The sequence below is a fragment of the Halomonas sp. genome, from assembly GCF_034520545.1.
In the GTDB taxonomy this organism is placed as follows: domain Bacteria; phylum Pseudomonadota; class Gammaproteobacteria; order Pseudomonadales; family Halomonadaceae; genus Halomonas.
In genome coordinates, this window is sequence record NZ_JAXHNN010000010.1 from 313,636 (window position 1) to 325,430 (window position 11,795).

At 65.1% G+C, this 11,795-nt stretch carries 9 protein-coding genes; 6 read left to right on the forward strand and 3 right to left on the reverse strand.

Going from position 1 to position 11,795, the window contains the following annotated elements; translation table 11 throughout:
• Nucleotides 1-33: 33 nt before the first annotated feature.
• The 5 genes from U5L98_RS10025 (at nt 34) to U5L98_RS10045 (ending at nt 7,641) form a co-directional block, all read left to right on the forward strand.
• Nucleotides 34-1,863, forward strand: a complete 1,830-nt coding sequence (locus U5L98_RS10025) for an extracellular solute-binding protein (protein ID WP_322558177.1) — start codon at nt 34-36, stop codon at nt 1,861-1,863.
• A 59-nt stretch (nt 1,864-1,922) separates the two neighbouring features.
• A complete protein-coding gene (locus U5L98_RS10030) occupies nt 1,923-2,996 on the forward strand; it encodes a microcin C ABC transporter permease YejB (protein ID WP_322558178.1) in 1,074 nt (357 codons plus the stop codon).
• A gap of 4 nt (nt 2,997-3,000) precedes the next feature.
• Nucleotides 3,001-4,095: an ABC transporter permease gene (locus tag U5L98_RS10035; RefSeq protein WP_322558179.1), complete on the forward strand. Its 1,095-nt coding sequence runs from the start codon at nt 3,001-3,003 to the stop codon at nt 4,093-4,095.
• Nucleotides 4,088-5,686, forward strand: a complete 1,599-nt coding sequence (locus tag U5L98_RS10040; protein ID WP_322558180.1) for a dipeptide ABC transporter ATP-binding protein — start codon at nt 4,088-4,090, stop codon at nt 5,684-5,686. The genes U5L98_RS10035 and U5L98_RS10040 overlap by 8 nt, the downstream gene beginning before the upstream one ends.
• A 212-nt stretch (nt 5,687-5,898) precedes the next feature.
• Entirely contained in the window at nt 5,899-7,641 is a 1,743-nt protein-coding gene (locus tag U5L98_RS10045) for a diguanylate cyclase (protein ID WP_322558181.1), read from the forward strand.
• 68 nt (nt 7,642-7,709) lie between these two features.
• Here the strand turns inward: U5L98_RS10045 and U5L98_RS10050 are convergent, their stop codons facing one another.
• Nucleotides 7,710-8,408 (reverse strand): pseudouridine synthase, encoded by a 699-nt coding sequence (locus U5L98_RS10050; protein ID WP_322558182.1) that lies wholly within the window; start codon nt 8,406-8,408, stop codon nt 7,710-7,712.
• Nucleotides 8,408-9,223 carry an amidohydrolase gene (locus U5L98_RS10055; protein WP_322558183.1) on the reverse strand — a complete coding sequence of 272 codons (816 nt, stop codon included), beginning with the start codon at nt 9,221-9,223 and terminating at the stop codon, nt 8,408-8,410. The genes U5L98_RS10050 and U5L98_RS10055 overlap by 1 nt, the downstream gene beginning before the upstream one ends.
• Nucleotides 9,224-9,444: 221 nt before the next feature.
• Between U5L98_RS10055 and rarD the strand changes: the two genes are divergently transcribed.
• A complete protein-coding gene (gene rarD / locus U5L98_RS10060; protein ID WP_322558184.1) occupies nt 9,445-10,374 on the forward strand; it encodes an EamA family transporter RarD in 930 nt (309 codons plus the stop codon).
• Between the two features lie 36 nt (nt 10,375-10,410).
• Here rarD and U5L98_RS10065 read toward each other — a convergent pair whose 3' ends face one another.
• Nucleotides 10,411-11,685, reverse strand: coding sequence for an O-acetylhomoserine aminocarboxypropyltransferase/cysteine synthase family protein (locus tag U5L98_RS10065; RefSeq protein WP_322558185.1), 1,275 nt, complete (start codon nt 11,683-11,685; stop codon nt 10,411-10,413).
• Nucleotides 11,686-11,795: the final 110 nt, after the last annotated feature.

Consider the following 11,795-nt stretch of genomic DNA (forward strand, 5'->3'; position numbering starts at 1 on the left):
CCCTGGCCCCGCCTGCTACAAGGAATCTGATCGATGCGACACGCTCCCCCTGGCCTGGGCCTGCTGCTAGGCGCGCTGCTCGGTGGACCGGCCCTGGCGGCCGACCCCGCCGACGTGGCCACCGTCCATGGCCTGGCCCTCTATGGCGACCCGGCGTTGCCGGAGGACTTCACGCGCTTCCCCCATGCCAACCCCGAGGCCCCCAGGGGAGGCAGCCTAGTGCGCTCGGCCATCGGCAGCTTCAACTCCACCAACCCCTTCATCATCCGGGGCACCCCAGCCACCGGCCTGACCGAGATCTACGATACGCTGCTGACCCAGAACCCCGACGAGCCCTTCTCGATGTATGGCTTGCTCGCCGAGGGCGTGCGGCTGGATCCCGAGCGGCAGTGGATCGAATTCGACCTGCACCCCGAGGCGCGCTTCCATGACGGCGAGCCCGTCACCGCCGAGGACGTAGTGTTCAGCTTCGAGACCCTGACGGAGAAGGGCCAGCCCTTCTACAGGGCCTATTATGCCGACGTCATCGACGTGACGGCGCTCGACGAGAGCACCGTCCACTTCGACCTCGCCAACAGCGAGTCGCGGGAGCTGCCGTTGATCATCGGCCAGCTGCCGATCCTGCCGGCCCACTACTGGCAGGACCGGGACTTCGAGGCCACCACCCGCGACGCCCTGCTCGGCTCCGGCCCCTACCGCATCGGCGTGGTGGAACCGGCACGGCGCATCGTCTACGAGCGCGTCGACGACTACTGGGGGCAGGAATTGCCGGTGAATCGGGGCCGCCACAACGTCGATCGACTGATCTACGACTACTACCGCGACCAGACGGTAGCCCTCGAGGCCTTCAAGGCCGGCAATCTCGACATGCGCATCGAGACCAGCGCCCGCAACTGGGCCACTGCCTACGACTTCCCGGCCCTGGAAGAGGGGTTCGTCGAACGACTCGAGGTGCCAGACGGCCAGCCCGCCGGCATGCAGGCCTACGTGATGAACCTGCGGCGCGACAAATTCCAGGACGTGCGCGTCCGCGAGGCCCTCAACCTGGCCTTCGACTTCGAGTGGCTCAATCGCAACCTCTTCTATGGCGCCTACCAGCGCACCGAGAGCTACTTCGCCAACTCCGAGATGGCCGCCGAGGGGCTGCCGAGCGAAGCCGAGCTGGCCCTGCTCGAGCCGCATCGCGAGAGTCTGCCCGAGCGCGTCTTCGAGGAGCCCCTGCCCATCGAGCACCCCGAGGAGATGCGCCCCCGGCTGGCAAGGGCCCTGGAGCTGCTCAACGAGGCCGGCTATGTCGTGCGCAATGGCGTCATGACCCACCCTGATTCCGGCGAACCGCTGAGCCTGGAGGTCCTGCTCTTCGACACCCAGTTTGAGCGGGTCGTGCAGCCGCTGCTTCAGAACCTGGCGAAAATCGGCATCAAGGGTGATATTCGCATCGTCGACGTCAACCAGTACCTCAATCGGCTGCGCCAATTCGACTTCGATATCATCGTCGGCAGCTTCCCCCAGTCGGCGAACCCCGGCAACGAGCAGCGTGACTTCTGGACCAGCGAGTACGCCGACGTTCCCCAGAGCCGTAACCTGATCGGGCTCAGCGACCCGGTGGTCGACGACCTGGTCGACACCCTGATCGCCGCCGACTCTCGGGAAGCGCTGGACACGGCCGCCAGGGCACTGGACCGGGTGCTGCGCTGGGGCTTCTACGTCATTCCCCAGTGGCATCTCGGGAAGACGCGTATTGCCCTGTGGGACAAGTTCGGCTGGCAGGAACCCTTCCCCGAGTACAACCTGGACCTGGCCGCCTGGTGGGTGGACCCCGAACGCGGCGCCGAGATCGAAGCCCGCCAGCGCAACCGCTGAAGGTGCATGACCGGCGACCGGTCCGCCGGCCGCCATCATCCGTGGAGTAAGGATACGCCGTGGCCCGTTATGTACTGCGCCGCCTGCTGCTGATGATCCCCACCCTGCTGGGGATCATGCTGCTCAACTTCATCATCGTCCAGGCCGCGCCGGGCGGCCCCATCGACCAGATGCTGGCCCGCTTCGAGGGCCTCTCCAGCCAGGCCAGCACCCGCATGGAAGGGGGTGGCGGGGACGTAGCGGGAAGCAGCGAGTCGCGAGGCGCCCGGGGCATTCCTCCCGCCTTCATCGAGAAGCTCGAGGCACAGTTCGGATTCGACCAGCCCGCCCACGAGCGTTTCCTCGGCATGATCGTCGACTACGCCACCTTCGACTTCGGAGAGAGTTTCTTCCGCGACGAGCAGGTCACCACCCTGATGCTCGAGCGGCTGCCTGTCTCCATCTCGCTGGGGCTCTGGACCACGCTCGTGGTCTATCTGGTCTCGATCCCGCTGGGTATCCGCAAGGCCCTGCACCACGGCTCACGCTTCGATGTCTGGAGCTCGGGACTGGTGATCGTGGGCTACGCCATTCCCGGTTTCCTGTTTGCCATCCTGCTGATCGTGCTGTTCGCCGGCGGCAGCTACTGGGACCTGTTCCCGCTGCGCGGCCTGACCTCGCCGGACTTCGACGAACTCTCCGCCTGGGGCAAGGTCAAGGACTATCTCTGGCATATCACCTTGCCGGTGATCGCCTCGGCGATCGGCAGTTTCGCCACCCTGACCATGCTGACCAAGAACAGCTTCCTCGACGAGGTGCACAAGCAGTATGTGCTCACCGCCCGTGCCAAGGGGGCCAGCGACCGACGGGTGCTCTACGGCCACGTCTTCCGCAACGCCATGCTGATCATCATCGCCGGGCTGCCGGCCGCCCTGATCGGCATCTTCTTCACCGGCTCGCTACTGATCGAGGTGATCTTCTCGCTCAACGGTCTGGGCCTGCTGGGCTTCGAGGCGGTAATGCAGCGCGACTACCCGGTGATCTTCGGCACCCTCTACCTCTACACCCTGATCGGACTGGTCCTGAAGCTGATTTCGGACCTGACCTATGTGTGGGTGGACCCTCGTATCGACTTCGAGACACGGGAGTCCTGAACCGATGTCATTGCTCTCGCGCGACCTCTCCCCCATCACGCGTCGCCGCCTGGCGGTCTTTCGCGACAATCGCCGCGCCCGGCTCTCGCTGTGGATCTTCGCGATCCTCTTCGTGGTGAGCCTGGTGGCCGAGGTGATCGCCAATGATCGGCCCATCGTCTTGCAGTACCAGGGAGAGTGGTACGTACCGGTACTGGTGGACTACCCGGACACCGAATTCGGGGGCTTCCTGCCCAGCCCCGCCGACTACCGCGACCCCTTCGTGCGCGACGAGATCATGGCCAACGGCTGGATGCTCTGGCCACCGATCCCCTTCTCCTACGAGACGCTGGATATGGCACTCGACCACCCGGCTCCGTCGCCGCCTACCGCTCGCCACTGGCTGGGTACCGATGACCAGGGCCGCGACGTCCTGGCCAGGGTGATCTACGGTTTTCGGCTCTCGGTCATCTTCGCCCTGGTGCTCACCGCGGGGTCGCTGGTACTGGGGGTCCTGGCCGGCGGTATCCAGGGCTACTTCGGCGGCAAGGTGGATCTTATCGGCCAGCGCATCACCGAGATCTGGTCGGGCCTGCCGATGCTATTCCTGCTGATCATCCTGGCGAGCCTGGTTGAACCCAACCTCTGGTGGCTGCTGGGCATCATGCTGCTGTTCTCCTGGCTGGGGCTGGTCGACGTGGTGCGCGCCGAATTCCTGCGCGCCCGGAACCTGGAATACGTACGTGCCGCCAAGGCCATGGGCCTGCCCTCACGGCTGATCATGTGGCGCCACGTGCTGCCCAATGCCATGGTCGCGACCCTGACCTTCATTCCCTTCCTCTTCACCGGGGCCATCACCACCCTCACCGCCCTGGACTTCCTGGGTTTCGGCCTGCCACCGGGCTCGCCGTCCCTGGGCGAACTGGTTGCCCAGGGCAAGAACAACCTGCAGGCCCCGTGGCTAGGCATCACTGCCTTCGTCACCCTCTCGGTGATGCTCTCGCTGCTGGTGTTCATCGGCGAAGGGCTGCGCGATGCCTTCGATCCACGCCATATCCAGCATGCCGCCGGCCCATCGCCGGCCGCGAGCAAATCCCCGAGGAGTGGGCCCGATGCGTGAGCCTGGCACTACCCCCCTGCTGCAGCTGCGTGACCTGACCATCGCCTTCGACGCAGTCACCGTGGTCGATCGGCTGTCGCTCACGGTCAATCGCGGCGAAACCCTCGCGCTGGTCGGCGAATCCGGCTCCGGGAAATCGGTCTCGGCACTCGGTGCCATGAATCTGCTGCCATCCAATGCCCGGGTGGAAGGCTGGCGGCGGCTGGGCGATACCGACCTCGCTACCCTCTCCGACCGGGGCTGGCGAGGCCTGCGCGGCGGCCGAGTCGGCTTCGTCTTCCAGGAACCCATGACCTCACTCAATCCGCTCCATCCCATCGGCAAGCAGATCGGCGAGACCCTGCGCCTGCATCAGGGGCTCACCGGCAAGGCAGCTCGGGCGCGCACCCGGGAGCTGCTGGAACAGGTCAGCCTGCCGAGAGCCGGCGAACTGCTGGATGCCTGGCCGCATCAGATCTCGGGCGGCCAGCGCCAGCGAGTCATGATCGCCATGGCCATCGCCAACGAACCGGAGCTGCTGATCGCCGACGAGCCCACCACCGCGCTGGACGTCACCGTTCAGCAGGAGATCCTCGCCCTGCTTGCCGAGCTGCGGGATGCCCACGGCATGGGCATGCTCTTCATCACCCACGACCTGAACCTGGTGCGCCGTCATGCCGACCGCATCTGCGTACTGCATGCCGGCCGAGAACAGGAAACCGGCCCGGTGGAGTCGGTCTTCACCCGCCCCCGCAGCGATTACACCCGGCTGCTGCTGGAAGCCGAGCCAGAGGGCCGCCCCACCCCCATCGGCCGGATTGCTCCCCTGCTTCGTGCCCGAGGAGTCGGGGTCCGCTTTCCACGCCCGACGCGGCTGTTCGCCCGACGTCCGCCACCGTTCGAGGCCGTCAAGCCGCTGGACCTCCATGTGGCGCCCGGCGAGACCCTGGGCATCGTCGGCGAATCCGGTTCGGGCAAGACCACCCTGGCCCTCGCGCTGCTGCGCCTGGGCCAGGGCAGCGGCGAGATCGACTTCGACGGCATCCGTCTCGACCAGTTGACCGGCAACGCCCTGCGTCGCCAGCGCCGCAGCCTGCAGGTGGTGTTCCAGGACCCCTACGGCTCGCTCTCGCCGCGCCTGCCAGTCTTCGATATCGTCAGCGAGGGGCTGCGCTTCCATCATCCGGAGCTCGCCACCGCCGAGGTCGACCGCCGCGTGCGTGACACCCTGCGTGAGGTGGGGCTACCCGAAGACTGCGCCTCCCGTTATCCCCATGAGTTCTCCGGTGGCCAGCGCCAGCGCATCGCGGTGGCCCGCGCCATCATTCTCGAGCCGCGACTGGTGGTCCTCGACGAGCCCACGTCGGCGCTGGACCGCAGCGTCCAGAAGCAGCTCGTCGAGCTGTTGCGCGACCTGCAGGCCCGGCGGCAGCTCAGCTATCTGTTCATCAGCCATGACCTGGCGGTAGTACGAGCGATGGCCCATCGGGTGCTGGTGCTCAAGGACGGTGAGGTAATGGAACAAGGCGAGTGTCTGCAGGTTCTCGAGAATCCCGCCAGTGACTATACTCGCGCCCTGGTAGCGGCCGCGGGGCTTGCCCCACGCGAGTGAGCCGATCATCGTCTGGCATTGTTCCCACCTTGATCAATTCAGTTTCTGAGGCCCGTCAGATAATTTGATGTTGTATGAGCAAGATAACGGTATAAATTTGCCCCCACGTCCGAAGCTGCCAGAAGATTCACGGAGGGGCGTTGACAAGGAAGGCATCCGCCGCAGGTTACGCTGGGTTACACTGTCGACCTGATTCGAGGCCTCGGGATGCCATGCGCACACTCCTCTCATCCCTGTTCGGGACCCTGCTCCTGGCATTGCTGCTGGCCGCCCCTGCCTGCGCCGGCCCCGCTTCGCTCGCACTCGACGAGGGCTGGGAGTATCGCTGGGGAGATTCTCCCTTCCGGGCCGACGGCACCCCGGCCTGGGTCGACGACCCGGCATCCTCGAGCGAGTGGCAGCCGATCGCCTTCCCCTCCAACCCGCCCGGACGAGAGGGCAGCAAGCACGCCTGGTTCCGCATCACCCTGCCCGAAGGTGAATGGCGAGACCCAGTGCTCTACATCTACAGCGTCGACCTGATCACCCAGGCCTGGCTGGAGGACGAGCTGATCTACCAGTACGGGCACTTCGATGCCCGCGGGGAGGGACGGTTCGCGGGCTGGCCCTGGCACATGATTAGCCTGCCTGAGAGCTTCGCGGGCAAGACACTCTACTTCCGCGTCTTCTCCGACTACACCGACATCGGCCTGTGGGGCGAGGTCAAGCTGATGGACCGTCTCGACCTGATGGAGTACATCTTCGAGCGTTCGGCCGGGGATCTGATCATCGGTGCCCTCCTGCTGCTGATGGCCTTGCTCGCCTTCATCTTCGCCTTCGTGCAGGGCAACCGACGCAGCTTCATCGGTATCGGGCTGTTCGCGCTGTCCGCGGGGATCATGCTGCTTGCCGAGACGCAGGCCAGCCAGCTGCTCCTGGACAACCCCCTACTGTGGGACTATCTGGCGGCAGTCGGCTATTACACCCTACCGGTGGCCATGGGATTGATGCTGGAACACTGGTTCGCCGCACAACGGCCAATGCTGCTGCGGCGCATCTGGCAGCTCCATCTGGGTTACCTGGTGATGGCGCCGGGACTAGCGCTGGCCGGCGTCATCGACCTCTCCAGCACCTTCCCACCCTTCGATGCTCTGTTGCTGGTCACGTTGCTGGTGATGTTCTCCACCATCATCGTGTACCTGGGCACCCTCAACATCGAGCAGAAGCTGATCATCACCAGCTATGGGCTCTTTGCCTTCCTGTTGGTGATTGACATGGCCGTGGCCCACGGGCTGCTGTCCTGGCGCCGCGTTCCCGTGAGTGGCGGCGCGCTGGCTTTCGTTCTGGCCATGGTGATGATCTCGCTATGGCACTACCGGTACACCCATCGCGAACTGCAGCGACTCAATCTCTCCCTCGAGAACCAGGTCGCAGAGCGAACAAAGGAACTAGAACAGATGGTCGAGACGTTACAGGCTTACTCCTACCAGGATGCCCTCACCGGGTTGCACAACCGCCGCTACTTCGACGACTTGCTCGGGCATCAGGCAGCGATCGCGCGTCGTCAGGGTACACCGTTGACCCTGGCGATGATCGATATCGACCACTTCAAGCAGTTCAACGACCGCGAGGGGCACGAGGCAGGCGATACGGTACTGGTCGGCGTGGGGCGTGTGCTCAGCCATCACTTTCGCGACGCCGACGTGGTCTGCCGGATGGGCGGTGAGGAGTTCGTCGTCATCATGCCGGGAGCGACGTCAACCAGCGCCGAAGCACGCCTCGCCGAATTGCTGGAGGTCCTGAGTCGTACGCATTTCCGTCACCGTGACCGGGTGCTCGGGCCTCTCTCGGTTTCCTGCGGCATCGCCACCTACCCAGAGCATGCCGGCGATCCGTTGACGCTGATCGGACTCGCCGACAAGGCGCTATACTCGGCCAAACACCGCGGACGGGCGAGAATCGAGATCTATGCATGACGGCCCCAGGCAGGACGCGCAGGGATCGCGAAGATTCATCACGAAGATCGATCGCGACGATCCCTGGCTCAGAACAGCGCCACCTCATTCTCGCTGAGTTCGCGCCATTCACCGGGCGCCAGATCACCGAGGAACAGCGGCCCGATCGACTCACGGTGCAGGGCTACCACATGGTGACCGATAGCCGCGAACATCCGCTTCACCTGGTGGTACTTGCCTTCAAAGAGCGTCAGCTCGGCCACACGCGGCGAGCGCATGGCCAATGCCGCGGGACGCGTCGGCTTCTCTTCGCCGTCAAGCAACAGGCCCTCGGCGAAACGAGTCACAGCATCTTCCCGCGCCGCCCCGTCCAGCGGTTCTTCCAGCGTGACCCGGTAAACCTTGCCACAGCGTCGTTTCGGTGAAGTGACCCGATGGGACCACTGGCCGTCGTCGGTCAACAGCACCAGGCCGGTGGTGTCGACGTCGAGCCGGCCCACCGTCTTCAGACGCTCCACATGGGGCAGGTCGACCAACTCACGGACCAGCGGGTATAGACCACGACGGGCACTGCATTCCACCCCCGCGGGCTTGTGAAGCATCACGTAGCGCAGGCCGACCAGGGCCAGGCGCTGGCCGTTCCAGGCGACACGGCTATGCTCGTCGACCTGGGTGGCGGGGTTCTTGACTACCTCACCATTCACCAGGACCTCCTCGCGGTGCAGGGCCTTCTTGGCGAGGCTGCGCGTCAGATCGGTGGTCTCGCAGAGGAAACGGTCCAGACGCATCAGTAGCCGACCCCGTCGGCGAGGCCGAAGTGGTCGGCATCACGCCAGGCCGGAAACTTCTCGCGGAAACCACGCAGTTCCTCGAGCGAGAGGCTGCCGGTCTTCAGGAAGGGTGTGTCCCGGGGCTCGTCGAGCAGCGCCTCCCCCTTGGCATCGACCAGCATCGAATCCCCGGCATAGGTCATGCCCTTGGCATCCTCGCCGACCCGATTGACGCCGATCACCGGGCAGAGGTTCTCGATGGCCCGCGCCTGCAGCAGCACTCGCCAGGGGTGGCGCCGGGGGGCCGGCCAGTTGGCCACGCACAGCAGGGCGTCGTACTCGAAATGCTCGTCGGGCCCCGGCTGCTGGCGCAGCCAGACCGGAAAGCGCAGGTCATAGCAGACGCTGAGCAGGATCCGGAACCCCTTGAGCTCGACGATCACTCGCTCGTGCCCCATGGCGTAGCGTTCGTGCTCCCCGGCCATGCGGAACAGGTGCCGCTTGTCGTAGGTGACAAGGCTGCCATCCGGACGCGCCCAGACCAGGCGGTTGAAGTAGTCGCCGTTATCCATCACAGCGACACTGCCGGTGACCACGCAGCCCCGACGGGCCGCTTGATCCTGGAGCCAGGCCACTGTGCGGCTCTCGGCCATGGGCTCGGCCATCTCCCGGGAGTTCATGGTGAAGCCGGTGGCGAACATCTCCGGCAGCACTATCAAGTCAGTATCCTCGGCGCCCAGATCGCCCAGGGTCTCCTCGAGCATCCGGCAGTTGGCATCGGGGTCTTCCCAGCGCAGGTCACACTGCACCAGGGTGGTTCTCAATTCGCTCATACTGGGACTCCCGTTCAGGTAATATGCCCGAACACAGCCTACCCCAGTAGCCCCGTCGCCGTCAGCCGATGCGCACAGGCCATCAGGGCCATTACGTTTACCCGAATCGAGAGGCGCCGGAGCAGCCTCGAGCATTACTTACATCTGCGACTGCTCTGCACAGGCCATGGCAAGCGAAACTATAGCCTGCTAAGTTAGCTCTTTTTCGCTGCGAGGCTCGCATGTCTGCCACCCCCGTATCCCTGCCCGACCGCGAAGCCGCCAAGGGCGTCGCCTTCGGCTTGACCGCCTATATCATATGGGGCTGCTTCCCGCTGTTCTTCGCCCTCTTCCAGGGCGTTCCCGCCTTCGAGATACTGCTTCACCGGGTGATCTGGTCCTGCCTCTTCCTGGTCGGGCTGGTCACCCTGCTCGGCCGCTGGTCACCCATCCGCCGAGCCCTTGCCGAGCCGAAGCGCCTCGGACGGGTGCTGGCTTGCGCCCTGCTCATCGCCCTCAACTGGGGGCTCTACATCTATTCTGTGGAGACCCATCATGTACTGCAGGCGAGCCTGGGCTACTTCATGACCCCGCTGGTCAACGTGGGGCTGGGCATGCTGGTACTGCGCGAACGCATGGCACGCCTGCAGGGCGTGGCCGTGGGGCTTGCCGGACTGGCCATCGCGATCCAGCTCATACTGTTGGGCGAATTGCCCTGGATCAGCCTGGTTCTGGCCTTCTCCTTCGGTACCTACGGACTGCTGCGCAAGCAGGTGCCGCTGGACGGCCTCTCGGGACTCTTCGTCGAGACTCTGCTGCTGCTGCCCCTGGCCCTGATGGCGCTGGGCTGGCTCAGCCAGGCCGACCTCTCCCACTTTCTCGACAATGGCCGCACCACTGCGCTGCTGGTGGCCAGCGGGGTGATCACCGCTCTGCCCCTGCTGGCGTTCGCCGGAGCCGCGCGCCGCCTGCGACTGGCGACGCTGGGCTTTCTCATGTACCTCAACCCGACCATCCAGTTCGTCATTGCCCTGCTGGTGTTCCGTGAACCCCTGGCACCGGTGCAACTCGCCACCTTCGTGCTGATCTGGATCGGGCTGGCCCTCTACTCATGGTCGGCCTGGCAGTCGCGCCCTAGAGAGGCGAGAACCTCGGCCACACCGTCGCGTTGACCCGCCCGAGATTCCCGCCGGTGACCCGCTGCCGAATCAGGCCTGACTGGCAGCCAGGGCCTGCTCAAGGTCGGCGAGGATGTCGTCGACATGCTCGATACCGATGGAGAGGCGCACCATGTCGGGTTTCACGCCGGCCGCCTTCAGCTCTTCATCATTGAGCTGGCGGTGGGTGGTGGACGCCGGGATCGATGAACAGGTCTTGGCATCCCCGATGTTGACCAGGCGCAGGATCAAGCCCAGCGCATCGTAGAAGCGCGCCCCGGCCTCGCGTCCGCCCTGGATGCCGAAACTGAGAATGCCCGAGGCGCGCCCGTTCATATACTTCTGTGCCAGGGCATAGTCCTTGTGGCTCTCCAGGCCCGCGTACTGTACCCAGGTCACCGACGGGTGCCCCTCGAGGTAGTGGGCCACCTTCAGGGCGTTGTCGCAGACACGCTCTATGCGCAGCGACAGGGTCTCGAGGCCCTGAAGCAAGTTCCAGGCCGCCTGAGCGGAGAGTGCCGCGCCCATGTTGCGCAGCGGCACCACGCGCGCGCGGCCGATGAAGGCGGCCTCGCCCAGGTCACGGGTGTAACAGACGCCATGGTAGGACACGTCCGGCTCATTGAGCAGCGGGAAGCGCTCGGCGTTCTCGGCCCAGGGGAAACGGCCGGAGTCGACGATCACGCCGCCCACGGTCGTACCATGGCCGCCGATATACTTGGTGGCTGACTGGATGACGATATCGGCACCGTGCTCGATGGGCCGCCACAGGAAAGGGGTCGGCACGGTGTTGTCGACGATCAGCGGTACGCCGTGGCGATGGGCGGCCTCGGCCAGAGCAGCCATGTCCACCACGCTGCCCGAGGGGTTGCCGACGCTCTCGCAGAACACCGCCTTGGTGCGGGCGTCGATCAGCGATTCTATGCCGGCGATGTCATCCTTGTCGGCGAAACGCACCTCGATGCCCTGGCGGGGCAGCGTATGCGCAAAGAGGTTGTAGGTGCCGCCGTAGAGCTCGCTGATGGAAACGATATTGTCGCCGGCCTCGGCGATGGTCTGGATGGCGTAGGTGATGGCCGCCATGCCAGACGCCACGGCCAGCCCGGCGATTCCCCCCTCGAGGGCCGCCACGCGCTGCTCGAGCACCGCACAGGTGGGATTCATGATCCGCGAATAGATATTACCCTCGACCTTCAGGTCGAAGAGGTCCGCCGCATGCTGGGCGCTATCGAACGAGAACGAGGTGGTCTGGTGGATGGGCACCGCCACCGCATGCTGGTCATCGGGGGCATAGCCGTGGTGCAGGGCAAGGGTCTCGGGCTTCATGGCGTGTCCTTCTGGGGTGTCATGGGAGTATCCACTGTTACACCCGATGCTAACCAACCCTGAACGCAGGGACCAATATCGTTTAGTCTGGTCACCATGCCTCGGGGTCG

Bases quoted from the DNA above. Each gene is read 5' to 3' on its own strand.
- U5L98_RS10025 (WP_322558177.1), top strand. From the start codon at position 34: ATGCGACACGCTCCCCCTGGCCTGGGCCTGCTGCTAGGCGCGCTGCTC.
- U5L98_RS10035 (WP_322558179.1), top strand. From the start codon at position 3,001: ATGTCATTGCTCTCGCGCGACCTCTCCCCCATCACGCGTCGCCGCCTG.
- U5L98_RS10040 (WP_322558180.1), top strand. From the start codon at position 4,088: ATGCGTGAGCCTGGCACTACCCCCCTGCTGCAGCTGCGTGACCTGACC.
- U5L98_RS10045 (WP_322558181.1), top strand. From the start codon at position 5,899: ATGCGCACACTCCTCTCATCCCTGTTCGGGACCCTGCTCCTGGCATTG.
- U5L98_RS10050 (WP_322558182.1), bottom strand. From the start codon at position 8,408: ATGCGTCTGGACCGTTTCCTCTGCGAGACCACCGATCTGACGCGCAGC.
- U5L98_RS10055 (WP_322558183.1), bottom strand. From the start codon at position 9,223: ATGAGCGAATTGAGAACCACCCTGGTGCAGTGTGACCTGCGCTGGGAA.
- rarD (WP_322558184.1), top strand. From the start codon at position 9,445: ATGTCTGCCACCCCCGTATCCCTGCCCGACCGCGAAGCCGCCAAGGGC.
- U5L98_RS10065 (WP_322558185.1), bottom strand. From the start codon at position 11,685: ATGAAGCCCGAGACCCTTGCCCTGCACCACGGCTATGCCCCCGATGAC.